The sequence below is a fragment of the Kosakonia radicincitans DSM 16656 genome (assembly GCF_000280495.2).
GTDB lineage: Bacteria > Pseudomonadota > Gammaproteobacteria > Enterobacterales > Enterobacteriaceae > Kosakonia > Kosakonia radicincitans.
Window position 1 is genome coordinate 1,535,035 of sequence record NZ_CP018016.1, and the last position, 24,959, is coordinate 1,559,993.

General features: G+C 55.7%; 24 protein-coding genes. 13 read left to right on the forward strand and 11 right to left on the reverse strand.

Going from position 1 to position 24,959, the window contains the following annotated elements; all coding sequences use genetic code 11:
- Positions 1 to 5 precede the first annotated feature (5 nt).
- The gene (gene pdxR, locus Y71_RS07610; protein WP_007370938.1) at positions 6 to 1,478 is read right to left on the reverse strand and encodes a MocR-like pyridoxine biosynthesis transcription factor PdxR; all 1,473 of its coding nucleotides are present in this window, start codon (positions 1,476 to 1,478) and stop codon (positions 6 to 8) included.
- Between the two features lie 233 nt (positions 1,479 to 1,711).
- On the opposite strand from pdxR, the gene Y71_RS07615 reads away from it, so the two are divergent.
- Genes Y71_RS07615 through Y71_RS07630 form a run of 4 tightly spaced genes read left to right on the forward strand, consistent with a single transcriptional unit; the run spans position 1,712 to position 4,681 of the window.
- A complete protein-coding gene (locus tag Y71_RS07615) occupies positions 1,712 to 2,560 on the forward strand; it encodes a transporter substrate-binding domain-containing protein (protein ID WP_007370939.1) in 849 nt (282 codons plus the stop codon).
- 45 nt (positions 2,561 to 2,605) lie between these two features.
- Positions 2,606 to 3,247, forward strand: coding sequence for an amino acid ABC transporter permease (locus Y71_RS07620; RefSeq protein ID WP_007370940.1), 642 nt, complete (start codon positions 2,606 to 2,608; stop codon positions 3,245 to 3,247).
- A 14-nt stretch (positions 3,248 to 3,261) separates the two neighbouring features.
- Positions 3,262 to 3,927 carry an amino acid ABC transporter permease gene (locus tag Y71_RS07625; RefSeq protein ID WP_007370941.1) on the forward strand — a complete coding sequence of 222 codons (666 nt, stop codon included), beginning with the start codon at positions 3,262 to 3,264 and terminating at the stop codon, positions 3,925 to 3,927.
- Positions 3,920 to 4,681 carry an amino acid ABC transporter ATP-binding protein gene (locus tag Y71_RS07630; RefSeq protein ID WP_007370942.1) on the forward strand — a complete coding sequence of 254 codons (762 nt, stop codon included), beginning with the start codon at positions 3,920 to 3,922 and terminating at the stop codon, positions 4,679 to 4,681. Before Y71_RS07625 ends, Y71_RS07630 begins: the two co-directional genes overlap by 8 nt.
- Before the next feature lie 374 nt (positions 4,682 to 5,055).
- On the opposite strand, the gene Y71_RS07635 is transcribed toward Y71_RS07630, so the two are convergent.
- From Y71_RS07635 to Y71_RS07655, 5 genes are all read right to left on the reverse strand, one after another.
- Positions 5,056 to 5,823: a GGDEF domain-containing protein gene (locus Y71_RS07635; protein ID WP_007370943.1), complete on the reverse strand. Its 768-nt coding sequence runs from the start codon at positions 5,821 to 5,823 to the stop codon at positions 5,056 to 5,058.
- On the reverse strand, positions 5,817 to 6,233 hold the full coding sequence (locus tag Y71_RS07640; protein WP_007370944.1) for a DUF1987 domain-containing protein: 417 nt from the start codon (positions 6,231 to 6,233) through the stop codon (positions 5,817 to 5,819). The genes Y71_RS07635 and Y71_RS07640 overlap by 7 nt, the downstream gene beginning before the upstream one ends.
- Complete coding sequence (locus tag Y71_RS07645) at positions 6,226 to 6,807, reverse strand: SiaB family protein kinase (protein ID WP_007370945.1); 582 nt, start codon at positions 6,805 to 6,807, stop codon at positions 6,226 to 6,228. The genes Y71_RS07640 and Y71_RS07645 overlap by 8 nt, the downstream gene beginning before the upstream one ends.
- An 8-nt stretch (positions 6,808 to 6,815) precedes the next feature.
- Positions 6,816 to 8,024 (reverse strand): SpoIIE family protein phosphatase, encoded by a 1,209-nt coding sequence (locus Y71_RS07650; protein WP_035942401.1) that lies wholly within the window; start codon positions 8,022 to 8,024, stop codon positions 6,816 to 6,818.
- Between the two features lie 295 nt (positions 8,025 to 8,319).
- The gene (locus Y71_RS07655; RefSeq protein ID WP_007370947.1) at positions 8,320 to 9,342 is read right to left on the reverse strand and encodes a malate/lactate/ureidoglycolate dehydrogenase; all 1,023 of its coding nucleotides are present in this window, start codon (positions 9,340 to 9,342) and stop codon (positions 8,320 to 8,322) included.
- A gap of 229 nt (positions 9,343 to 9,571) precedes the next feature.
- On the opposite strand from Y71_RS07655, the gene Y71_RS07660 reads away from it, so the two are divergent.
- The 4 genes from Y71_RS07660 to Y71_RS07675 all read left to right on the forward strand — a co-directional run bounded on the left by Y71_RS07660 (position 9,572) and on the right by Y71_RS07675 (position 12,811).
- On the forward strand, positions 9,572 to 10,579 hold the full coding sequence (locus Y71_RS07660) for an ABC transporter substrate-binding protein (RefSeq protein ID WP_007370948.1): 1,008 nt from the start codon (positions 9,572 to 9,574) through the stop codon (positions 10,577 to 10,579).
- 21 nt (positions 10,580 to 10,600) lie between these two features.
- Complete coding sequence (locus tag Y71_RS07665; protein ID WP_007370949.1) at positions 10,601 to 11,443, forward strand: ABC transporter ATP-binding protein; 843 nt, start codon at positions 10,601 to 10,603, stop codon at positions 11,441 to 11,443.
- Complete coding sequence (locus Y71_RS07670) at positions 11,415 to 12,281, forward strand: ABC transporter permease (protein WP_007370950.1); 867 nt, start codon at positions 11,415 to 11,417, stop codon at positions 12,279 to 12,281. Before Y71_RS07665 ends, Y71_RS07670 begins: the two co-directional genes overlap by 29 nt.
- Positions 12,282 to 12,427: 146 nt before the next feature.
- Positions 12,428 to 12,811 carry a hypothetical protein gene (locus Y71_RS07675; RefSeq protein WP_007370951.1) on the forward strand — a complete coding sequence of 128 codons (384 nt, stop codon included), beginning with the start codon at positions 12,428 to 12,430 and terminating at the stop codon, positions 12,809 to 12,811.
- Here the strand turns inward: Y71_RS07675 and Y71_RS07680 are convergent.
- The 3 genes from Y71_RS07680 to Y71_RS07690 all read right to left on the reverse strand — a co-directional run bounded on the left by Y71_RS07680 (position 12,805) and on the right by Y71_RS07690 (position 15,517).
- Positions 12,805 to 13,638 (reverse strand): ABC transporter permease, encoded by an 834-nt coding sequence (locus tag Y71_RS07680; protein WP_007370952.1) that lies wholly within the window; start codon positions 13,636 to 13,638, stop codon positions 12,805 to 12,807. The two genes, Y71_RS07675 and Y71_RS07680, sit on opposite strands and share 7 nt — an antisense overlap.
- Before the next feature lie 8 nt (positions 13,639 to 13,646).
- A complete protein-coding gene (locus Y71_RS07685; protein WP_050998883.1) occupies positions 13,647 to 14,483 on the reverse strand; it encodes an ATP-binding cassette domain-containing protein in 837 nt (278 codons plus the stop codon).
- A gap of 104 nt (positions 14,484 to 14,587) precedes the next feature.
- Positions 14,588 to 15,517, reverse strand: coding sequence for a LysR substrate-binding domain-containing protein (locus Y71_RS07690; protein ID WP_007370954.1), 930 nt, complete (start codon positions 15,515 to 15,517; stop codon positions 14,588 to 14,590).
- 105 nt (positions 15,518 to 15,622) lie between these two features.
- On the opposite strand from Y71_RS07690, the gene betC reads away from it, so the two are divergent.
- From betC to Y71_RS07710, 4 genes are all read left to right on the forward strand, one after another.
- On the forward strand, positions 15,623 to 17,164 hold the full coding sequence (gene betC / locus Y71_RS07695) for a choline-sulfatase (RefSeq protein ID WP_007370955.1): 1,542 nt from the start codon (positions 15,623 to 15,625) through the stop codon (positions 17,162 to 17,164).
- 2 nt (positions 17,165 to 17,166) lie between these two features.
- The gene (gene choX / locus Y71_RS07700; RefSeq protein ID WP_035942148.1) at positions 17,167 to 18,111 is read left to right on the forward strand and encodes a choline ABC transporter substrate-binding protein; all 945 of its coding nucleotides are present in this window, start codon (positions 17,167 to 17,169) and stop codon (positions 18,109 to 18,111) included.
- A gap of 306 nt (positions 18,112 to 18,417) precedes the next feature.
- Complete coding sequence (locus tag Y71_RS07705; RefSeq protein WP_081120721.1) at positions 18,418 to 19,506, forward strand: YncE family protein; 1,089 nt, start codon at positions 18,418 to 18,420, stop codon at positions 19,504 to 19,506.
- Positions 19,507 to 19,557: 51 nt separating this feature from the next.
- Positions 19,558 to 21,771: a TonB-dependent receptor gene (locus tag Y71_RS07710; protein ID WP_035942151.1), complete on the forward strand. Its 2,214-nt coding sequence runs from the start codon at positions 19,558 to 19,560 to the stop codon at positions 21,769 to 21,771.
- Here the strand turns inward: Y71_RS07710 and Y71_RS07715 are convergent.
- Positions 21,768 to 22,667, reverse strand: a complete 900-nt coding sequence (locus Y71_RS07715; RefSeq protein WP_007370960.1) for a LysR family transcriptional regulator — start codon at positions 22,665 to 22,667, stop codon at positions 21,768 to 21,770. The genes Y71_RS07710 and Y71_RS07715 overlap by 4 nt on opposite strands.
- A 96-nt stretch (positions 22,668 to 22,763) precedes the next feature.
- On the opposite strand from Y71_RS07715, the gene Y71_RS07720 reads away from it, so the two are divergent.
- Positions 22,764 to 23,288 carry a GNAT family N-acetyltransferase gene (locus Y71_RS07720; protein WP_007370961.1) on the forward strand — a complete coding sequence of 175 codons (525 nt, stop codon included), beginning with the start codon at positions 22,764 to 22,766 and terminating at the stop codon, positions 23,286 to 23,288.
- A 10-nt stretch (positions 23,289 to 23,298) separates the two neighbouring features.
- On the opposite strand, the gene Y71_RS07725 is transcribed toward Y71_RS07720, so the two are convergent.
- Positions 23,299 to 24,702, reverse strand: a complete 1,404-nt coding sequence (locus Y71_RS07725) for a glutamine synthetase family protein (RefSeq protein ID WP_007370962.1) — start codon at positions 24,700 to 24,702, stop codon at positions 23,299 to 23,301.
- Positions 24,703 to 24,959: the final 257 nt, after the last annotated feature.

Genomic DNA, 24,959 nt, shown 5'->3' on the forward strand with positions numbered 1-24,959 from the left:
GCGGTTTAGCAGAACTGCTCAAGCTGCCCGCGCAGGACTTCCACACCGGGGGCAATGGCCTGCGGGTTAATGGCGTGAAAGCCCATGCGGAAGAAGTTATCCGGCGGCGCGGCATTGAGAAAATGGCGCGCGCCAGGTTCAATCAGTACGCCCGCATGCGCGGCCCGCCAGGTCAGTTGCTGCGTGCTGATATGCTCCGGCGTGCGCAGCCAGAACGCGTTGGCATGCTCGCTGCCGTCCATCATCTGGCACTCCGGTAAAAAGGTGCGCAGTGCATTGTACAAGCTGTCCCAGCGGCGAGCGGAATCCTCGTGGTAGCGGCGCAAATGGGTTTCGTAGTGCCCCTGAGCGAGGAAATGCGCCATCTGATACTGAATATTGGTCGGTGGATGGCGATACACCAGACGGCGCAGCGCGCGCGCCTCATCAATAATCTCCGGCGCCGCAACCATAAATCCAAGGCGCAGCCCCGGCGACAGCGCTTTCGACAGGCTGCTGACGTAGATTACCCGTCCGCTGCGATCGCTGGCTTTCAGCGCGGGCAGCGGGTTCTGCATAAAGTTACTTTCCGAGTCGTAATCATCTTCAATCACCACCGCATCGTGGCGGGTGGCGTATTCCAGCAACTGCGTGCGCCGCGCTTTGCTCATCGTCACCCCGGTCGGTACCTGATGGCCCGGCGTCACGTAGTAGTAGTCGCAGGGCGTTTCATCGAGCACCAGCCCTTCGCTGTCTACCGGGTGCGGCACAATCTGCGTATCGCTTAATAAAAAGGTGTTGATGGCTTCGCGAAAACTGGGGTTTTCCACCGCCACGCGGGTTTCCTCAGACATCAGCAGGCGCGTCAGCAGGTAGAGCGCATTTTGCGAGCCAAGGGTAATCAGAATCTCATCCGGCGCGGCGACAATGCCGCGTTTGGGCAGCACGCGTGTGCGGATCTGCTCAACCAGCATCGGCACATCCTGGTCGATATGGTCAATCACCCAGGCCGGATCGCGCACGCCGCCATGCAGCCAGTTCGCCGCCGCGCGCCAGGTGGCGAGGGGAAACTGCTGGGTATCGGGCTGGCCGTAGATAAACGGGTAGCGGTAATGCATCCAGCCAGCGGGTTTGAGAATCGACTCCTGCTGGCTGGGGGTAATTTTCAGGCGATTGCCCCATCGTGGTGCATCGCCCTCGCATTCGGGTGCAGCCGCGACACTCTGCCCACTCGCCGGGCCAGCGGAGTAGTAATCCGGATGCAGGTAGTAACCACTGCGCGGGCGGCTAACCAGGTAGCCCTCGTTGACCAGGCTTTCAAACACCAGCGCCGTGGTATTGCGCGAGACGCCAAGCTGGCTGGCGAGCTGTCGGCAGGAAGGGAGAGGGGTATCAGCCGGGAAAATACCGCTCAGAATGGCATTGACCAGCGATTCGCGAACTTGCTCCTGAAGTCCACGCCGGGCATCAAAATTTACGTTCAGTAGATGGCGAATCATGCTGCACTCCTCTCGATATATCTTCTACAGGAGTTGAGCAAGTTTCATACCAGATTCCGGCAAACTGACACATCCATTTGCAAAAACTGGCTCTATTCAGAAGCGACTTTGCCTCCCTATTGTAAAAACGCAGTCACAAAACGTCGGGCGAGTTCCTGTTTCGGCATATATCTTGCAAAGCTTCCGGCACCCCTGGAATGTACCGGTCTGGCAAATTAAATAAGGGTGGAGAGATGAAAAAAGTATTCGGCAAATATTGTCTTGCAGCCATGATCTCTTTGGCATTTTCATTACACGCAGTGGCAGCGGATTTACCTGAAATTGAAAAATCCGGCACGATGAAAGTCGCGACCGAAGATGATTATGCGCCGTTTAACTTTATGAATAACGGCCAGACGGATGGTTTTAACAAGGACATGCTTGAAGAGCTGCGTAAATACGCAAAATTCAATATCAACCAAAGTATTCTGCCGTGGACCGGATTACTCGCAGCGGTCTCCACCGGGCAATATGATATGGCTCTCACTGGCGCGGTAATTACCGACGAACGCCTCAATGTATTTAATTTCACTCCGCCGTGGGCCTCCGCGCAGCACTATTTTGTGAAACGCGCAGATGACAAAACGTTAAATACCATTGCCGATCTCAGCGGTAAAAAAGTGGGCGTTCAGGCGGGCAGCGCACTGCTGGCGCGTTTGCCGGAACTGAAAGCGATGCTGGAAAAAGTAGGCGGTAAACTTGGCCCGGTCGTTGAGTATCAATCCTACCCGGAAGCCTATGCTGACCTGGCGAACAAACGTGTCGATTACGTGATCAACGTGGTGATTTCGGTGAACGACCTGGTGAAAGCGAAGCCGAAAGTGTTCGCCAAAGGGCTGGCAGTTTCTGGCCCTGGCTATATGGCCTGGCCAATCCCGAAAAACTCGCCGGAACTGCTGAAGTTCATGACCGGGTTTATGAATCATATGACCGAAACCGGCAAGCTGACTGAGTTGCAGAAAAAATGGTTCGGTGAGACCTACGAGTTGCCGAAAGAACCGATCACCAGCGCCGATCAGTTCCACAAGTTAGCCGGTCTGTAAGTGTAACGCGGCGGGGCACCGCCGCACGTTTTAACAGGAGGGAACATGGACTTAATCTCGTGGCAGTTATTGATTGAAGGCGCATGGACGACCCTCTGGATCTCTTGCGTGGCGATTGCTTTCGGCGTGGTGATTGGCCTGGTGATCGCCTTTATCCGCATGATGAAGATCCCGGTTATTGATCAGTTATTGGTGGTCTACATCAGCCTGGCTCGCGCGACGCCGCTGGTGACGCTGGTGCTGTTTCTGTTTTTATCGCTGCCGACGCTCGGCATTAATCTCGATAAAACGCCCGCTGCTATTCTGGCGCTGACGTTGAATACCTCGGCATTTAACGCTGAAATCTGGCGCAACGCATTTCGTAATTTCCCGCGTGAGCAGCGGGAAGCGGCAGAATCCGTCGGTATGCGCCGCTGGACCTATTTCCGGCAAATCATGCTGCCGCAGATGTGGATTGAAAGCCTGCCTGCGCTGGTCAACGAGATGTCGTTCCTGATTAAAGGTAGCCCGGCAATTGCGATCATCGGTGTGGTGGATTTAACCCGCGTAACCAACCGCATTTCCTCGGTGACCTATGAACCGCTGTCGCCGATCCTGGCCGCCGGGTTGTTGTACGTCATTATTATCGGTCTGCTGCTGAAGTTGCAGGGCGCGGCCGAACGTAAAGCGAAGCGCCTGGCGCGATAAGAGGCGGAGGAGATATGAATCAGTGGGGAATTATTTGGGCGGCGCGTGAGAGTTTTTTTAACGGGCTGCTGGCAACGCTGGAACTGTTTATTATCGCTGCCGTTGTCGGGTTGTTTATTGGTATTACGCTGTGCTATGTCATGGAGTATCAGCATCGCGTTATTAATCGTCTGATTATCGCTTTTGTCAGCCTGATGCGCGCCGTGCCATTTTTAATTCTGGCGTATCTGCTGTATTACGGCTTGCCGCAAGTTGGTATCAGTATGGAAGCCTGGACCGCCGGTCTGCTGGCGCTGGTGATTTATCACGGGGCTTATTTCTTCGAAATATTACGCAGCCAGCGGCGGATATTTTCCGCCGGGTATATTGAGGCCGCGCAGTCGCAGGGTTTTTCGCGCTATAAAACCTTTCGCCGTATTATTCTGCCAAATATCTTTTCGTCGTCGCTGCCATTAATGGGTAACCAGCTTATTATTTGCCTGAAAGATACCGCGTTTCTGTGCATTATTACCGTGCAGGAGATTACCGCCGCCGCGAATAGCGTGCAGTCAACTTACTTTATTCCGTTTAACGCCTTTATTGTCGCCATTGCGCTCTACTGGGGGATCAGCATTTTGCTGGAGTTGTTGATTAAGCGGTTAAGTCATTATGGAGCTAAAAGAGGAATGAGCCATGCCTGAAGCAAGCGCGGTTAGCATCAAAAACCTGTCCAAACAGTTTGATAACGTTGAAGTGCTGCGGGATATCAACCTGACGGTGGAGAAGGGCACGGTGGTGAGCATTCTGGGTTCGTCCGGCTCCGGTAAATCGACACTGCTGCGCTGCATGAACTGGCTGGAGCAGCCGGATCGCGGTGAAGTGCGTATCAGCGGCCAGCGCATAGGGGTGGATGAGAAGACGGGCAAAGCGATGTCGCACAAAGATCTCTCCCATATCCGCGAGCGGGTTGGGATGGTGTTCCAGAGTTTTAACCTGTGGCCGCATTTGACGGTGCAGCAAAACGTCACCGAAGCGCTGGTGCATGTGAAAGGGATGAAGCGCGACGCGGCAAACGAGATTGCCCGCCGCCAGCTGGAAAAAGTGGGCATGAGCCACAAGGCCGATGTCTACCCGATTACCCTTTCCGGCGGGCAAAAACAGCGTGTGGCGATCGCCCGTTCGCTGGCGATGTCGCCGGAAGTGATCCTTTTCGATGAACCGACCTCGGCGCTGGATCCGGAGTTGGTGAATGAAGTGCTGGGGGTGATGAAAGATCTCGCGGCAGAAGGTTATACGATGGTGGTGGTGACCCACGAGATGGATTTCGCCCGCCAGGTGTCGGATGAAGTGGTGTTTCTGGAAAAAGGGTTGCTGATCGAGAAAGCACCGCCGGAGAAGTTTTTTACCAATCCGGATTCGGACAGGGTGAGGAAGTTTTTGCAGTCGAGCCGGTGAAGTTGGGGGCTGCGGAATAGTTCCGTTCACCAGACTGTGCCTTAATGAAAGAACGAAAAGCACGGGCCAGTTATATCGCCGGACGGCATTCCTGTCGCGATACAGAGTTTTTATAAGCCACAATATTACAGCGGCGGGGTTGGTCCCCGCTGAAATCGGCGAAACGAGACAGGACGTCGAGTCGAGTCGAGCCGAGCCGACCGCAGGCAGATGTGCGGGAGGTGAGCACGGTGCGAAGCTCCGATTTCCCGCGGGGCCGCGGGGATTGAAAAGGGGAGCGCGGCAAGCTCCCCTTTTCCTGTTCACGTATGTTGATGTTCAGCTGGTTACCGAACGTCTGGTGAACGGAACTATTCCTCAGAACCAGGCAACCCTCAATGCTGAATATTTTCCCGTGAAAAATTGACCTTTACCGGTGCGGGAAAAAAAGCCTCATGCAGCGCGACCTGGTTTCGCCCACGTTTTTTCGCGTTATACAGCGCGCCGTCGGCTTCGCTGTACAGCGTTTCGAAGCTGCTCTCTTTCACGCCGAGACTGACGCCGAAACTGGCGGTGACCAGTTGCTGCGGCAACACGTCCAGCGGCGAAGCATTCAGCGAGGCGTGAATATAGCTGGCGGTAATCATCGCCTCTTCCACCCTGGCGTTCGGCAGCACAATGGTAAATTCCTCGCCGCCGACGCGGCCGATAGCGGCGCTCTCCGGCACGGCGCGGCGTACGCGCGACACCAGCGCGCAAATCACCCGATCGCCGGTCGGATGACCATATTCGTCGTTAATACGTTTGAAATGATCAATATCCAGCAGGATCAGCGCCACATCGCCTTTCAGCAGGCCACTGTTGATCTGGTTGATGATCGCGCTGCGGTTAAACACATCGGTCAGCGGATCGTGCGTTGCTTCGTACTCCAGGCGCGCGGCAAGTTGCTGTAGCTGCTCGTTCATTCGCGTCAGTTCGCGCTCGGCGCGGTCGCTGCGGGAGATCAGACGATACGATTCACGGATCAGACGCTGGTAATGTCTGGAAACGGCCCACAGTTTTTCGCGGCAGACCTCCGCCGGAAGTTGCGCATCGGCAGCCGCCAGCCGGGCTTCTTCGAGTACGGAATATTCCTCCCTGAAGAGCTCATTAATATCTAGCATGCGGTGATGTCCGGGATAAGAAACACAGCCAGTGACGGGAAGTCGATGCGCAACTCCTGACCAAACTCTTCGGAGATGTCATCTTCCGGGTCGTAGTACCAGTACAGCTCGCACGGCGCGCCGCTTTTCGCGTGATTATTCAGGATCTCAAACAGTGTAAACAACAGCTTGGTGCTTGAACTATTGAAATAGCTAAGCGCGACATGTAATTGCAGCGGCGCGCTGGTCTGTTGCCCGCTTTGCAGCCAGCCCTCCAGCGCATCCAGCAGTGGGCGGAAGAACGCGGCGGCATTCTCCGGGTAGGCTTCGCCTTTCAGCAGCAGCTTTTGCGCGGCAAAATCAAATTTCACCTCCGGCGTGGCGGCGGTGGCGGACAATTCAATAGCAGGCGTCAATGTCATATCAGTCATGGCAAAACGTTGCCTTTAAGTGAAAGGCGGAAAGGGAGCTTGCCGCCAGTGGATGAATGCGATACTCCAGCGGAACGCTGGTATCGCGCGCCATGGTCAACAAACCGATATTGGCCCCTTTGCTGGTTGCCGGCGCTTCGTTTCTCAGCCCCTGCTTCCAGGCGTCGCGGATTTCTGCCTGCGACATGCCACGCAACACTTCAAGGTTCGTTTGCAGCAGGGTGGAAGCTTCCGGCCCCACCAGGTTTGCCGTTTCCAGGTAGTAATGGGTCTGATCCATATGAAAACAGACCGAACCAAAGCGCAGCTCGTGTTCAACGGCCGATAAAAACCGATCGTCGGCGGAGTAGCGCACAATGTTTTGCCCCATCTCGATAAATGCCGAGAAGAGTTTGCGGCGCGTCACGGCGGAGGATTCATGTTTATCCAGCCAGGCGCGGATCACTTCGCCCAGCGAAACAATATGTTGCTGGGAAAAATAGCCGGTATAAAAAAGCTCAACGGCGTTTTGCCGTTGCAGCGTAAAAAGGGGTAACAGAACGGCGTCTTTGACCTGCAGGTCGTTTATTTGCATGCTTTTATCTACCAACGAAAACCAAACCATGTCATGTCATCGCGCGACGTTTGCTGCCCCTGCCACGCTGTCAGCGCCGTCAGCAGGGCGTCAGAAAGCGCAGGTAGCGGTAGCGCACGGTGCTGCGCCAACAATGACTGAATACGTTTCTTACCAAACATCACGTTGCGCGGGCCGCCGGGCTGATCGGTGACGCCATCGGAAACCAGCAACAGTGTGTCACCACGGCGCAACGGCGCCTGATAACGTTGCCACTGGTAATCCACCGGCGTATCGGTATAGCCCACGCCTTTGCGGCAACTCTCCAGTACCTCGCTCTGCCGGGATTCTGCGCCCAGCAGAAAAGCGTGCATACGGGCGCTGGCCCAGCGCATCTGCTCGTTTTTCGTATCAACAAACAGGGCGATGGCGTCGCAACCATCATTTGACTGGCCGCTGTCCGCCGACGGATGCATCTGGCTGAGCGTCTGTTTTATATGTTGATTGATATGGCTCAGCAGTTGTTCCGGCGCGTCAATCGGCGCCAGCGTCAGCGCTTTTTCCAGCGCCGAGGAGAAGATAAAGGTCATAAACGCGCCCGGCACGCCGTGTCCGGTGCAATCGGCCAGCACCATCAACCAGCCATTCTCCGTGCGCTGAAAAGCATAAATATCGCCGCCGACGCAGTCGCGCGGATGCCAGTGCAGGCACCAGTCTTGCAGGGTTTTATCAATGGCAGTGCGTGAACGGCTGAGCATGGATTCCTGAATAATGCGCGCATATTCAATGCTTTGCATAATTTGCAGATGCTGTTTAGCCTGCAAGTCGGAAACGGTACGAATCAGATCGATGCCGAGGCCAATGCCGACATATTGCCCCTCTTCAGTGAGGATAAAACCTTCGGTCACCGCTTTGTCGCCGGTTTCAATGACCCGCCCGGAGAGATATTCAAGACCTGCACTCGCATCGACAATCAGCGGGTTTTTATCCATAAACGCGATACAACTCTTCTGATCGTACAGCTCGTGGAAAAAGGGGCGGCTCATCTGCGAGAGGAAAATATGTCGGTTAATCATGCCGATAGGCCGGTTTTTTTCCAGCACCGGCAGACCGATCAATGACTTGTGTTCATTGAACAGCGACATCACCTGCAGGTTATTGGCGTCCGGCGTCACGTGCGGGACGGCAAGGCGCAAAATACCCGCGTTAAGCTGCCGGGAAGAGATCGGTATGTCCATCATCCACGCAAAACCCTGTATTAAGAATAATCCTAGATTATGGGGCGTTTGTGACGGTTTGATTTCAATTAGGTAACTCGATGAATAACGGGAGATTATTGCTACTTAAGTGAAATATTGGCGGTAAGAGCAGTTGTGCAGGCAAAAAAAAGCCCGCGCTTGACGTGCGGGCAAAAAATACTGGAAGCAATGTGAGCAATGTCGTACCGAATACCTGAGTGATTAACTCAACTATTCGGTAATGAGAAAGATAATCTTTATCATCTTTCCGATCAACCCCAAATTTTGTGCGACTTCATGCTGTTAAGGATTCCAGGGCGACAAACTCCTGCCAGCTCACCTCATCGATGGCGATCCCTTCTTCAATCCGGCGCGCCCTGGCCCGCTGTTCCGGCTCGCCGGGGATCTGCACGTCGCGGCCCTGCTGGTCGTGGCGTACCCAGTCCACCTGCGCCAGCACTTCCTGCTGATAACTTTCGCCTGCGCCTAACTTTTTGGGATCGAACAGAATCGACAGCATGTTGTTGATAATGCCAGCGCGCGGCGCAATGTCATGACTTTCGGTTTCGCCGCCGGTCAGCGCTGCCCCCAGCAGACTGCAAATCAGCGACAGCCCGGCACCTTTGTGCCCGCCGAATGGCAGCAGCGCACCGCGCGGCTCGCTCATCAATACGCCGGGATCGGTGGTCGGCTCACCGTTAGCATCCACCGCGCAGCCTGGCGGGATTGGGCGACCTTCGTTCCATGCCACGCGGGCTTTGTTCCCGGCGATAGCGCTGGTGGCGAAATCGAGCACTACCGGTGGGCGATCCGCCAGTGGAATACCCACGCAGAAGGGGTTGGTGCCGAGCCGCGCCCGCAGCCCGTCAAACGGCAGCACCGCCGAAGGGGCCGCCACATTGGCAAAATGGATCGATACCAGCCCGGCAGCGGCAACCTGTTCCGCCCATGCGCCAATGCGACCAAGATGGTGTGAATTGGATAAACCGACCAGCGCCACACCAAATTGCTGCACGCGATCGATCCCGGCCTGCATCGCCTGTTCGCCCAGCAACTGGCCGAAACCGTGCCCGCCATCGAAGGAGAGCACCGCGCCTGCATCACGTACGGTATGCAGGCGGGCATCCGGTTTCAGATCGCCTGCGAGAATGGCGCGAATATAGCGCGGTAGCAGCGTGACGCCGTGGGAATCGTGGCCTTTTAATGAGGCTTCAACCAGATTATCTGCGACTTTTTGCGCAATATCCGCAGGCGTATTCACCCGTAGCAGATGCTGTTGCAGCAGCGTGCGCAATTGTTGATGTGAAAATAACGGCATAATCCCTGAACTCATTAAGGAAATAAAGAGGAGCTTTCGACTATAACGAGGATATATTTGTCACCTAACCATTAAAAATAACTATCCTTTCCCGCCCGCTGAATAACGCCTGCGCCTTATCTGGCTATTGTTAATTTTTAACTAAGCATTGCAGATTAAATCATTTCCTTTTTCTGACCCCGCCAGCCAATCATTTTCTTTTGAAAAATTAAAAAAACGGGGAACAGAGATGAAGAAATTACACCAGACGCTCGCAGGCGTTTTGGCGCTTGCCACGCTTGGCGGTATCAGCCCGTCCGCGCTGGCGGAGGGGAAAATTAGCATTGCACAGCAGTTTGGCATTGGTTATTTAATTCTGGACGTGGTGCGCGACCAGCAGCTAATTGAAAAAGAAGGTAAAAAAGAGGGGCTGGATATTCAGGTTGAGTGGCGCACCATTTCCGGCGCCACTGGTATGAATGAAGCGCTGCTCTCCGGCGCGCTGGATGTGGCCTCCGCAGGCGTGCCGCCGCTATTAACGCTGTGGGATCGCACCAAAGATCGGCAGAATGTAAAAGCCATTGCCTCGCTCGGTTCCATGCCCAACTATTTGCTCAGTAATAACCCGGCGGTAAAAAGCATTAAAGATTTGAGCGATAAAGACAGAATTGCCGTCCCGGCTGCGGGCGTCGGTTTCCAGTCGCGGACATTACAGATTGAAACTGCCAAATTATATGGCGATGCCGATTTTAAACGCTTCGACAATATTAGCGTCAGCCTGCCGCACCCGGATGCCAGCGCAGCATTAATTGCCGGTGGTTCGGAAATTACCACTCACTTCTCCAGCCCGCCGTTCCAGTATCAGGCGCTGGAACACAGCAACGTCCATAAAATTCTCAGTTCGTATGATGTGTTGGGCGGACAGGCCACCTTTAACGTGCTTTACACCACGCAGAAATTCCACGACGAGAACCCGAAAACCTATAAGGCGTTTTATCGTGCCCTGAGCGACGCCGCCAAAATCATCAACGCCGATAAAAATGCGGCGGCGGAAACCTATATTCGCGTGGAAAAATCACGGCTGCCATTACCGCTGGTACAGAAAATTGTGAACGACCCGGAGATCAGCTTCACCATTTCGCCGGAACGCACCGGTGTGTACGCCGAAAAACTCCATGAACTTGGGGTGCTGAAAAACAAAGCCGCCTCGTGGAAAGACTACTTCTTCGACGAAGCGTGGGAAAACCCAGGCAGTTAAACCATCACCCAGGAGGCCGCGATGGCAACTCACCACAACGACGGGCCGCTGTTGCAGGTCAGCCATGTTGATATTGAATACCGCACCCGCGAACGGCTGGTGCGGGCAACCCACGACGTCAGTTTTGATGTCTGGCCTGGCGACCGCTTTATTCTGCTCGGCCCTTCCGGCTGCGGGAAATCGAGCCTGCTGAAAGCGACGGGCGGCTTTCTGGCGCCGCGTGGCGGCGAGATCACGTTGCAGGGCGAGGCGATCGCAGCGCCTGGTCCGGAGCGGATGATGGTGTTCCAGGAGTTTGATCAGTTGCCGCCGTGGAAAACGGTGCTGGAAAACATCATGTTCCCGCTATTGGCCAGCCGCAAAGCCAATCGCGCAGAAGCCAGAGAAACGGCGCTGCACTTTCTCAATAAAGTCGGGCTGGCCGGGTTTGCCGATGCGATGCCGCATACCCTCTCCGGTGGCATGAAACAGCGCGTGGCAATTGCCCGCGCGCTGGCGATGAAGCCGCGCATTTTGTTGATGGATGAGCCGTTTGCCGCGCTGGATGCGCTGACGCGCCGCACCATGCAGGAGGAGCTGCTTGCGCTCTGGGAAGAGGAGCGCTTTACCCTGCTGTTTGTCACGCACTCCATTGAAGAGGCGCTGGTGGTCGGCAGCCGTATTCTGGTGTTGTCGCCGCACCCGGGCCGGGTTCGCGCCGAGCTGAACTGTCATCAGTTCACGCTCAACGATTTTGGTAGCGAGGCATTCCAGCATGCCGCGCAGCATATTCACGATCTGCTGTTCCCCTCTGGTGGAAACCGCACATCTCCTGTTTCTGGTGAGGAGCCCGCGTATGTCGCAGCCACCCTACATTCGTCCTGAATTTGAACGTGAACTGCCGCCGCTGCGCGATGTGGCCGTTGAAGCGCCGTTGCCGCTCGGCCAGCGGCTGTGGAATATGACGTGGTTACGTAAAACCTTTATTGTGCTGCTGGTGCTGGCGTTATGGGAAATCGCCGCGCGCGTGCAACAGAATGATTTGATGCTGCCCGGCGTGCTGCAAACCTGGCACGCCTTCAGCGAAGATATGCGCAACGGCGAGTTGCCGCAGAAGATTGTTAACTCGCTGAGCATTTTGCTGAAAGGGTATCTGATTGGCAGCGTGCTGGCGCTGGTGGCCAGCGCGCTGGCGGTGACCACCCAGTTTGGCCGCGACTTGCTCAGCACGCTCACGGCGATGCTCAACCCGTTACCGGCGATTGCGCTGTTGCCGCTGGCGCTGCTGTGGTTTGGTCTTGGCAATGCCAGCCTGATCTTTGTGCTGGTACATTCGGTGATGTGGCCGATTGCGCTGAACACCTGGTCGGGCTTTAGCGGCGTGCCGGAGACCCTGCGTATGGCCGGGCGCAATTATGGTCTTAGCGGCCCGCGTTATGTGGTGACGATCCTGATCCCGGCATCCCTACCGGCCATTCTCTCCGGGCTGAAAATCGGCTGGGCCTTTGCGTGGCGTACGCTGATTGCCGCCGAATTGGTGTTTGGTGCCTCCAGCGGGCAGGGCGGTCTGGGTTGGTATATCTTCCAGAACCGCAACGAGTTATTCACCGACCGCGTTTTTGCCGGGCTGGTTACGGTGATAGCCATCGGTTTATTGGTTGAAGGCGTGGTGTTCGCCAGCCTTGAGAAAGTCACCGTCAAACGCTGGGGTATGCAGCGTTAATCTCCCGCCTTTTATCCTCTTCTGTGCCCGGCAGCAGGTTGATTGCCGGGTATCGTTCTTTAAACCAAATATTGATCTTTGCGAAGGCTTTTGTAATTTTTTGTCAGTACTATCCAGGAGCGGCAAACAGAGATAACGAGAGAGCGATGAGCCTATTCTGGTGTGTGATCCCGGTACTGGTGTTGTTATTTGTGAAAGCGTGGAATTCCGCGAGGCTTAACGAACATTACCAACGTTCGCAGCGTGCGCTGCGTGCGATTAAGGGCAATATGGTTCGTCAGCAACCGTCGTGGATTACCGACGCTTCTCTGCGCATGCAATTCAACGCTTCGCTAACTAAGCAGACGCTGGAAAAAGGCGTGCCGGCGTGGTTTCTGGAAAGCATTGCCGAAGATGAAGAGGGGATGCGCTATCTGACCCGCCACGCCGCGCTGATGGAGCTCTACGGCGCGAACTTTCGCGATCAGGCGCTGGCGGCCGCCGAGCTGGTCGACGGCGCCTGGCAACGCGCGCAATTCCGCGGTTATTGATCCGCCGGACGGCGGGCAAAACTGGCGGAGAGGCGATCCAGCAAAATGGCCATCAGCACCACCACGACGCCGCTCTGTAAACCGAGGCCAATTTCCAGTTGCTGAATGCTGCTGAGAATATCATTCCCCAGCCCACCGGCTCCGACCATCGAGGCGATGATCACCATCGACATCGCCATCATTATCGTTTGATTTACCCCGGCCATGATCGACGGCTGCGCGGCGGGTAATTGCACTTTCCACAATAACTGCCACGGCGTACAACCAAAGGCGATGCCCGCTTCCAGCCGGGCGCTGTTCACCTGGCGAATGCCTAAATCCGTCAGACGCACGACCGGCGGCATGGAAAACAGAATGGTGGCGAAAATGCCCGGTGGTCTGCCGAGGCCGAACAGAATCGTCGCCGGGATCAGATAGACAAACGCGGGCATGGTCTGCATAAAATCGAGCAGGGTGCGCACCACGCTGCCGACGGCCGCACGGCGGGCGCTCCAGATGCCAAGCGGAATGCCGAGCAGCAGGCTGAAAAAGGTGGAAGATAAGGTCAGCGCCAGCGTGATCGCCGCATGATCGCTGTAACCGCTGTAAATGATGTACAGCGTGGCGAGCAGGGCGAACAGCGCAAACCCTTTGCCGATCCGCCATGCGCCGATGACCACCGCCAGCGTCACCAGCCCCCACGGCGACAGCGCGCTAATTAGCTGCTCCAGGCCACCGGCAAACAGATCGATTATCCGGGCGATACCGTCAAATAACCCGCCAGCATGGGCCAGCAGTGCGTGGACGGCATCGTCAATCTGCCGACTAAAATCTAATGGATAAGCCATGGTATTCCTTAGCGTGTCGTCCAGATATCGGCGTAGTTTTCCGCCATTTGCCAGCGAGACACATCAACGCCGGAGAAAAAGTGACGCACATAAGGCGTGGCGGGCGCGTTGATCAGCGCTTCCGGTTTCCCTACCTGCACCAGTCTGCCCTTTTCCATAATGGCGATGCGCGAACCGAGCCGCAGCGCCTCTTCCATATCGTGTGTGACGAAGACAATTGTCCGCTGCGCTTCGGCCTGAAGCACCAGCAACAGCGACTGCATTTCACGGCGGATAATCGGATCGAGCGCGGAAAAAGCTTCATCCATCAACAGTACCGACGGATTCACTACCAGCGCTCGCGCCAGCCCGACGCGCTGCTGCATTCCGCCGGAAAGCTGATGCGGATACTGTTTTGCCACATGGCTCAACCCGACTTTCTCCAGCATCGTCAGCGCCCTTGCTTCCCGCGCTTCACGCGGAACGCCCGCCACTTCCAGCCCGAACGCCACGTTTTCCAGTACGTTGCGCTCGTCAAACAGGGCAAACGACTGAAACACCATACCCATCTGTTCACGACGCAGCGCGATAAGTTCGCGGTCGGATAACGCGGCAAGCGGCTGGCCCTGAAAGCGCACCTCGCCGGAGCTGGCCGGAATAAGATGATTGAGCGTACGCAGCAGCGTCGACTTGCCCGAACCGGATAAACCGACGATGACAAATATTTCACCGGCGAAGATTTGCAGATTAATATCCTGCAATGCTTGCACCGCAGTGCGGTTATCGCGCCGGGAAAACAGACGTTTTTTGCGCGTGGAATAATAAGATTTATTGACCGCGCTTAACTCGAATAACGGTTGTGACATAGTTCATGCTTTATTATCGGAAAGATGTTTACACCCTAGCGTAAAAGAAATGGAGGGAGAATTGATTTTAACTTTGTGGATATGCTTTTTCCGCATTAGCTTATTTATATTCCGGCAATCAATGCGCTATTTTCATGAAATCCCCAGGCTTCATCTAATAACCAGGCTTTTATTTTTTCCTGCTGCGTACTGAGCGGTTTATGGCTGGCGGAAATAAGATAATAACCGCGTTCGGTACGCACCTGCGGACCGCACTGCACCAGCTGGCGGCTGGCGATAAACGGCGCAATCAGCGGCTGCCAGCCGAGCGCAATGCCCTGGCCTTCCAGCGCGGCCTGGATCACCAGCGAGTAGGCGTTAAAGGTGCGCGAGGCGCTGTGGCTCTGGCCGTAAACCTGATGGTGGCGGAACCAGTCTTCCCAGGTTATCCAGCGCTGCGGGCGGGTTTCAGGCAGCTTTAACAGCGGGTAGCTCAGCAACTGTTCGGCGTTATTTTCAGCGCCAATTTTCTGTTTAATTTCCTGATTACAAACAGGAAAGACGATCTCCGGGAACAGCCGCTGGGTTTGCGCGCCCGGCCAGTTGCCGAGGCCAAAATAGATCGCCAAATCGGCGTTACTGTCGCGGAAATTGTAGTCATTCGGCGAGGTGGTCACCTGCACTTCCACGCCGGGGATCAGCGCCTGCAGCCGCTCCATGCGCGGCAGCAGCCAGTAGCTGGCGAAGCCCATATCGGTGTCGATGCGCAGCACGCTGCGCTGGCGGCGCGTGCGCTCCAGTTGCTCGCTGATGTCATTCAGGCTGCTGCGAACAATCAGGTACAGGCTGTGGCCGGATTCGGTTAATTGCACGCCGCGATGACGGCGTTCAAATAACGGTGCATTGAGCCGGCTTTCCAGCGACTGAATACGCTGGCTAACCGCCGGTTGCGAAAGTCCTAACTCATTGCCTGCGGCGGTAAAATTACCTAATCGCGCCGCTGCTTCAAATACCACTAAAGCCTGTAAAGGCGGAAGCTGTAATTTGTCTGCCATAAATCCACCTTATTTCATGATAAAGAAATAACCCCTTCACGGAGTTTAATAAGCGTGAGATAAACCTATCACGTTTTAATTGAATATTTTATTGTTGGAAGCAGTATGCTTATAAAGAAACCGAATATCGTTATTCTGATGGCCGATCAATTAACCGCCAGCGCATTAAAAACCTATGGTAATAACGTTAGCCTGACACCGAATATCGATAAATTGGCCGACGAAGGGGTGGTGTTTGAATCCGCCTACTGCAACAGCCCGCTGTGCGCGCCGTCGCGGGCGTCGCTGATGACCGGGCAATTTATCTCGCGCAACGCCGTCTATGATAACGCCGCCGAGTTTCATGCCGATTCGCCCACCTTTTGCCACTACCTGCGCGAACAGGGCTACCGCACCTGGCTCTCCGGCAAGATGTATTTCTGCGGCCCGGATCAGTTGCACGGTTTTGATGAGCGCCTGACCACCGATATCTACCCGGCTGATTTTGGCTGGACGCCTGACTGGGAGCGACCTGAGCGCCGTCTCGACTGGTATCACAATATGAGCTCGGTGCTGGAAGCGGGCGAATGCGTGCGCACCAATCAGCTTGATTTCGACGATGAAGCGCTGTTTCTGGCGCGCCAGAGGCTGTATGACGCCGCGCGTCGCCCGGCGGAACAACCTTTTATGTTGCTGCTGTCGCTCACCCATCCACACGATCCATTTGCGATTCCGCGCCGTTATCTTGACCGTTTTCGCGAGGAAGCGATCGATATGCCGAAAACCCGCAAGCAGGATGTCGAGGAGGATGCGCACTCCGCGCGTCTGCGGGCGATGTATCAACTGGAAGAGGGCTTGCTCAGCGATGAGCAGATCCGTCGCGCGCGGCATGCTTATTACGGTGCGCTGGCTTATGTTGATGACTGCTTTGGCGAAATCATCAACACCCTGCAAGAAACCGGGCTGGCGGAAGATACCGTGGTGCTGGTGGTGGCGGATCATGGCGAAATGCTCGGCGAGCGCGATCTCTGGTACAAAATGACCTTCTTCGAAAATGCGGTGCGCATTCCGTTTATCGTGCATAACCCGGTGCGCTTTGCGCCGCGACGCATTGCTCACAGCGTTTCTCTGGTCGATCTGCTGCCGACGCTGGTTGAGCTGGCAAGCGGTGAAGACCGTAAAGCGCAGGCGATTGCGCCGCTGGATGGCAACAGCCTGGTACCGCATCTGCGCGGCGAATCGGGGCCGGACGGTGCCTGCAGCGAATACCTCGCCGAAGGCGCGCTGGGACCGATGCTGATGATCCGTCGCGGCCCGTGGAAATACATTCACTCCTTCAGCGAAGCACCACAGCTCTTCCATCTGCAAAACGATCCTGATGAGCGGCAAAACCTGGCCGCAAGCAGCGATTATCAGCAGGTCAGCGCTGAGTTTGCCGCTGAAGTTTCCCGCCGCTGGGATCTGCCTGCGCTGCGCGAGCAGGTGCTGGCAAGCCAGAAACGGCGGCTGTTTTTAACCCGTATTGCAGGCAGCGATGCCATTCCGAAGTGGGATTTTCAGCCGCATCAGGAGGCGTCGCAACGCTACATTCGTAACCATCAAACGCTGGATGAACAGGAAGCTTTTGCCCGTTATCCGCGCCCTTTAAAACAACCGGCAGGGAAATAACAATGAAAAAACGTGTGAGCAAACTTTTACTGCTGGCGCTGGCTGGCGGGGTTTCATTGAGCAGTTATGCCGCCGACGAAGCCCGTTGCGCGACGATTATCCAGTCCGATCCGGGCTGGACGGATATCGCCTCGACAAACGCGCTCTCCGGCTTGGTGCTTAATGCGCTGGGTTACCAGCAAAAGGTGCAAAATCTCTCAGTCGCGCTGGCGTTTCAGGGGCTGAAAACCGGGCAGGTCGATGTGTTTCTCGGCAACTGGATGCCTGCGCAGGAGCCAGTCATCAGCAAATTTACCGCTGATGGTTCGATTAACGTGCTGGGCGCGAACCTGCCTGCGGCGCGCTTTACGCTGGCCGTGCCGGATTATGTCGCGGCGGCCGGAGTGAAAGATTTTGCCGATCTGCAAAAGTACGCGGCGAAATTCGATAACAAAATTTACGGCATTGCGCCGGGCGCGCCTGCTAACCAGAATCTGAAAAAGATGATCGATAAACACGATTTCGGCCTGCAAAACTGGCAACTGGTGGAATCGAGCGAAAGCGGCATGCTGGCGCAGGTCGCGCGTGCGGTGGAGCGTAAGCAGTGGATCGTCTTTCTTGGCTGGGAACCGCATGCGATGAATACACGTTTCAAGCTGGCTTACCTGAGCGGCGGCGATGCGTATTTCGGGCCGAACTACGGTAGCGCCACCGTGAATACAGTGACACGCAAAGATTTCGCTACAGCATGCCCGAACGCCAACCGTTTTTTCAGCCAGTTGAAATTTGATGTCGCGCTGGAAAACGCGGTGATCACCCGCGTGCTGGATAAGCAAGAAGATGTGCAGGCGGCCGCCAAAGCTGAGCTGGCAAAACGCCCGGAACTGCTGAAAGCGTGGCTTGCAGGTGTTACCACGCGTGACGGTCAACCCGCGCAACCGGCAGTGGAAAAAGCGCTCGGCCTGTAATCTCCTCCCAACATCCTCACTCCGCGCCGGGCTGGTTGTTCCTTTCCGGCGCATTTTTTCCCCCTGACAACACAATGCAACAATAGTTCTTGCTTGAATAAAATGAATGAGTATAGTTCTCATTCTCTTTAGTGTTTGTGGGCGCAGCACGGAATTTTCCCGCAAAAACAGTAGGCGTAAACGCTTACAGGGACACGAAGAAGTGGCGAGCTGCGCCGGGCAAAACTGCCTTCATCAAAAAGTACGCACCTGAGCGTAACGCGCTGGCTCGCCTGTTGATGACATTAACGGTAAAGGATCTTTCCGATGACGATGAAAACCCCCGCGCTGGCGCTGCTGGCAACCCTGGTACTGGCCGGATGCAGCGCTCAGCACACCACATCGGCGCAACCTGCCGCCGAAACGCCAAAAACCGCTGCCGCGTCATTACCGGCGAATGTACAAAAACGCGATCTGGCAAGCGGCCTGTATGAAATGGCGCTCAGCCCGCAGGGCGATGCGCTGTACGTTTCCAGCGCGGAAGGCTTTAAAGATGTGCAGGGCGGGGTGGTTTACAAACTGGATCCTGCGACGCTGAAAACCCTCGGTTCCACTCATACCGATTTGAAAAACTTCGGTATGACGATCTCCCCGGACGGTAAAACGGTTTACGTTACTAACTCCCTGGATGGCGGCATCAGCGCTATCGACACCAGCAATGGCAAAGTGCTGGCCCGCACGCTGTTCCCGGAACGCAATGAGAAAGGCCTGCCGTACGGCGCGCGTGAAATCCTGCTGCACAACGGTGTGCTGTATGTTGGCGCGGTGGCTGATCCGGCGCTGGTGTGGGTGGTGGACGCCAAAACCCTGAAAGTGAAAGCACGGATTAAAAATGCCGGGAAATGGGTCACGGGCCTGCACTGGTCTGAGCAAACTCAGCGCCTGTATGTGGCGAACGGCGTCGGTGAAATTCTGGTCGTCAACCCGCGCAACAACCGCATTGAACAACGCTGGAAACCGCTCGGTGATAAACCGGCGCTGCTGCTGAATATTGCCGAAGACAGCGAGACCGGCCGTCTGTTCGTTACCGATAATTCGAAAGCTAAAACCACGCTGGTACTGGATATCCATAGCGGCAAGGTACTGAAACAGCTCGATCTGGGCGGTTCGCTGGCGGTGAAATTTAACCCGAAACGCCACGAAATCTACCTTACCCAGCGTGAAGCGGGCAAAGTGCTGAGCCTCGATGCCACCAGCCTTGCGGTGAAGCAGAGCTGGGATCTGCCGCCGAATCCAAACAGCCTGCTGCTCTCTGCCGACGGCCAGACGCTGTTTGTCACTGTCAAACAGGCGTTTAACAAAGATCACTCTACCAACGGGCCGGACAGCGTCGTCCGTATCGCCCTTAACCAGTAATCAATCTGGCCCGGAAACGGGCCGTTTTTCCACACACTTCGATATGAGTCGATGATGAATAACAGCAAAACGATCCATCCTTCTTTGCGCAAGACGTTACTTGCGCTGGCCATTGGCGCAGCGGCGCACTCAGCGCAGGCCGCGACGACAAATGCCAACACCAGCCAGACGAAAGACGACACCATTGTGGTGCAGTCGACCACCAGCAGCGACTTCAAACCGGGCGGCGATGCGCTGGTTCCGGCGTATCTGGATGGTCAGGTCGCGTACGGCGGTCGCCTTGGGATGATGGGCGAACAGAAGGCGATGGATGTGCCGTTTAACGTGATCGGCTACACCTCGAAGTTAGTGCAGGATCAACAGGCGAAAACCATTGCCGATGTGGTCAGCAATGATGCGGGCGTGCAGGTTGGCCAGGGTTACGGCAACATGGCGGAAACTTACCGTATTCGCGGCTTCGAGCTGGATGGCGACGATATGCTGATGGGCGGCCTGGCCGGTATTGTGCCGCGCCAGGTGGTCGATACCCAGATGCTTGAGCGCGTGGAAGTGTTTAAAGGTGCCAATGCCCTGATGAATGGCGCGGCGTCCTCCGGCGTCGGCGGGATGATCAACCTCGAACCGAAACATGCCGATGATACGCCGTTGACGCGCGTCGGCGTCGATTACTCCTCGCGTTCGCAGCTTGGCGGTTCGCTGGACGTTGGCCGTCGCTATGGTGATAACAATCAGTTCGGCGTGCGTGTCAACCTGTTGCACCGCGAAGGCGAAGCCACCGTTGAGGATGACAACCGTCGTACTACGGCGGCGTCGATTGGCCTGGATTATCGCAGCGATCGCTTCCGCAGCTCGCTGGATCTCGGTTATCAGAAAAAGACCTTCCACGGTGGCTCGATGGGCGTGAACATCAGCGCAGTGGATTTTGTTCCAAAGGTCCCGAGCAACACCAAAAACTACAGCCAGCAGTGGGCGTACAGCAATATCGAAAACGAATTTGGCCTGGCGCGCGCGGAATATGATCTGACCGATATCTGGACGGCATATGCCGCATTTGGTGGTCAGCACTCGCATGAAGAGGGGATTTACGGCGCGCCAAAAGTGAATGATGAGCAGGGCGATGCGACGATTGGCCGCCTCGACACCAACCGCATCAGCGACTCCTGGAGCGGCATGGCTGGTGTGCGCGGTAACTTCGATACCGGCTTTGTGTCGCACAAAGTGAACGTGGGCTATTCGGCCAATATCAAGCGGGACAAGGTGGCGTGGCGTATGTCGGCCACGGCGGATAACCCGGCAGTGAACATCTATGATAACTCGTCGGTTGCGATGCCTGATTACAGCTACGTCGGCGGCAACTACAGCGATCCGCTGACCACTGGCCGCACCCGTTCACAGGGCTGGCTGCTGAGCGACACGCTGGGCGTTCTGAACGACACTGTGCTGTTCACGGCGGGCGCGCGTTACCAGAAAGTGTGGGTTCACAGCTACAGCAATGCGACGGGCGCAGAAGATGACACCGCACGCTTTATCCAGGATCGCTGGATGCCGACTTACGGCATCGTTTATAAGCCGTGGGAAGTGGTCTCCTTCTATGCGAACCATACCGAAGCGCTGCAACCGGGCAGCACCGCGCCGGAAGGCGCCGCTAACCAGTATCAGACCACCGGCATTGCGCACTCGAAACAGAATGAAGTTGGCGTGAAAACGGACTTTGGCCGTGTGGGCGGTACATTGTCGCTGTTTGAAATTAAGAAACCGACCGCCATTCAGAACAGCGATACCAATATCTATGCGCTGAACGGCGAGCAGCGTAACCGCGGCGTTGAGTTGAATCTGTTTGGTGAACCGATGCTTGGCCTGCGCCTGAACGGCAGCGCCACCTGGATCGATGCTGAGCTGACCAAAACCGAAGATGGTATTAATCAGGGGAACCGGCCTATTGGCGTGGCGCGCTTCTATGGCGTGCTGGGCGCGGAATACGACATCAAACCGGTTGACGGCCTGACGGCGACGGCAAGAATCAACCATACCGGTTCGCAGTATGCGAATAACGCCAATACCAAAAAACTCGACAGCTATACCACGCTGGATCTGGGGGTGCGCTATCGTATGCACCTCAATCAGGATAAAAACGAGATGGTCTGGCGTGTCGGCGTGGATAACGTCACCAATGAGAAATACTGGGCCAGTGTCGAAGACAACGGCACCTATATCTATCAGGGGGAAGCGCGTAAGTTGAAAGTCTCTATGAGCTACGACTTCTAAGCGCGCGTTTCGCAGGCGGGCGTCTTGCCCGCCTGTTTCAGGCTGTTCAGCACCGCTTTCATCCCGCGATTGACCACCTTATCTTGCCGCATCACCAGTGCCAGCGTGCGCTGTAACGGCGGCTGTAACGCCTGCATGCGCAACCCACGTCTATCCTCCTCAGCCTGCACGGCGACTTCAGGCACAAGGCTGTAACCGAGACCGGCGCGCACCATGCGTTTGATGGCTTCAATGCTGCCAAGCTCCATCACCGGCGTGACGGCGGCGGTTAACCAGCCGTCAATCAACTGGCGGGTACTGCTGCCGGACTCAAAGACAATCAGCGGTAAGGCCTGCAATAGCGCAGGCGTGGCATCGGGCAACGCAGGCGAATGGCTGGCGCTGATGGCGACAAAATCTTCATTAAACAGCGGTGAAATGGCGAGGTTGCGCCCACTCGCGGGCAGCGTCACCAGGCCAATATCGATACGATTCTCTTCCACCGCGCGCACAATATCCGTGGTATTGCCGGTGCGTACGCCAACGGTCAGTAACGGAAAATCTTCGCGCAGTTGTTGCAGCACGGGTGGCAGCAGATGAATGCAGGTGGTTGCGCCAGTGCCGAGCGTGACGCTGCCGCTAATCTCCTGCTGATGCTTTGCGACAGATTGCACGGCGGCGCTGACCGCGTTTTCGATTTCCGCACAGTGGGCGAGAAAGGTTTTTCCCGCAGCGGTCGGTCGCAGGCTGCGCCCGGTGCGCTCAATCAGCCGCGTCTGGAGAGCCTGTTCAAGCTGGCGGATTTGCAGGCTGACCGCCGGTTGCGAAATACCCAGCACTTCTGCCGCAGCGGTAAAACTTCCCCGGGCGATCACCAGTTTGTAGGTCGCCAACTGGTCGAGGCTAAATTGCGCCATGGCAAAGTTTTCCTTATCGCGGTTATAAGCGCCGCCCGGTGCCTGTTTTGCCGCGCGGCAGATAACCTGTGCGAAAGCGGGAACAGAGGACGGATGATGGAAATTATTGAGGCAGAAGAACAACATCTGCGCGCGATTACACAGATATATGCTTACCACGTGACGCAGGGGAACGCCACTTTTGAGACCGAAGCGCCGGATATCGACGAGATGCGCGCAAGGCTTAAGAAAATCCGCCTTGCCGGGTTGCCGTGGTTTGTGGCCGTGCAGGATGGAGAGGTTCGGGGATATTGCTATCTCTCCCGCTACCGCGAGCGCCGCGCTTACCGGTATACGCTGGAGGATTCCATCTACGTTGATGAGACGTTTCGTCGCCAGGGCGCAGGCAAAGCGCTGCTCGCCCGCGCGGTGGCATGGGCTGAAACGCAGGGCTACCGGCAACTGATTGCCAACGTCGGCAACAGCGAAAACGAAGGTTCGTTACGGCTGCACAGCCGCGCCGGATTTGTGGTGATCGGCACGCTCAAAAGCGTGGGGATGAAGCACGGGCGCTGGCTGGATACCGTGCTGATGCAGCGCCCGTTGGGGGAAGGGGATTTAACATTGCCACAGGCCAGCTAAGTGCAGCGGGTTATGCCAGCTCCTGCTGCGTGACGAGGCTTTCAAACCAGTTCAGTTCCGCCATTTTGCCGCTATACCACTGCTCGCAGAACGCGCTGCCGAGATGCTCTGCCAGATAGCTATTCTGGCGAAACATCTCCAGCGCCGGTTGCTGAAACAGCGGTAATGTCGGTGCGGTGTGGGTGAAATTCGCCAGCGTATCGTCATCGACTCGCTCCAGACCGTACAGGATGCCGCTGAGGATGGTGGCCATTACCAGATAGGGGTTGGCATCCGCGCCTGCGAGGCGATATTCGATGCGCCGGTTACGGGCGTCGGAACAGGGAATACGCAAGGCGGCGTTGCGTTTGTTGTAACCCCATGAATGAAAGAGCGGTTCGCTGAGGTTCTTGCGTAAACGGCGGAATCCGTTAACCCCTGGCGCCATAATTGCCACTGACGCTGGCATCAGTTCCAGCATCCCGGCCAGCGAGAGGCGCACCATGTCGTTGAGTTCTTCTGCGGGACAGGCGAAAACATTTTCACCGTGAATGTCATTGAGGCTGATATGAAAATGCAGGCCGTTACCCGCCAGCCCGGAGAAGGGCTTAGCCATAAAGTTGGCCTGAAAGCCAAATTTCCCGGCCACCGTACCGGTGAGCCGACGCAGCGCCAGGATCTGTTCGCAGGCTTCCACGACATGATGCGAGTGGGGCATATTCAGTTCGAATTGTCCGGCCTCGGCTTCACTCACCACGCCGGAGAGCGGAAGCCGCTGCGCTGCCGCCAGGCTTTCCAGCTCTTCGATAAACGCCGAGTAGGTGGAGGGCACCGCCATATGAAAACAGCCCTGCGGGCGGGTTTTTGGCGCGGCAGGATCAACAAGGTAAAACTCAATTTCGGGGGCGACGACCGGATAGAGACCGTGGTAATGAAACCGCCGCACTACATTTTGCAGGATCGCCGCTGGTTCCAGCGCATAAGGCCGGTTGTTTTCATCAAGCATGGTTAACAACAGCTGAGCATTATGCTGCGGATCGTGGGCGCCGGGGCGCAGTGTGCCGGGAACAGGCAGGCATAAATTATCCGGTTCTTCGTTAATCAGCGTATCGGATGAGATTATTTTCCCTTCGCGATCCATGGCGTAAACAGACTGCGGGAAATAACATCCTTTGATTATGGAAAATAAATTATCCACGGAGACTCTTTTTCCCCTGAATATGCCATGCGTATCGTTCAGATAAATATCCACATGCTTTGTTTCAGGGTAATGGTTCAGGTAGTCTTTTATTTCGTCAGTAAGCGTTTCCTGCAATTTCTTGATTTTGATATCACTTTCTGTTCCATCAGATGGAATTGACAGCGCCGGAATGGGCATGGAAGTAAACAGCGTGCGGATATTTTTCAGCAGTGGAATAGTCATCAACGAGTTCATGGTGTTCTTTCTGTCAGGCCTTGCGGCGATGAACTCAGCATAAAAGAGCCATTTTTATTTTGATATAAACGCCGCGTAAAAAGGAAATGCGAGGCAGTAAAAATACTATAAAAACAGTGTCGTTAAAGCGTGGCCGACATAATACGCAGCGGCGATAAAAAAACAGAATGCTGCAAAAAATAGCCGCAGATAGCGTCACTGTTCGCCGTTTTATGTAAGTTCTCACAACAATTCGACAGCAGATCGGTTACACTCGC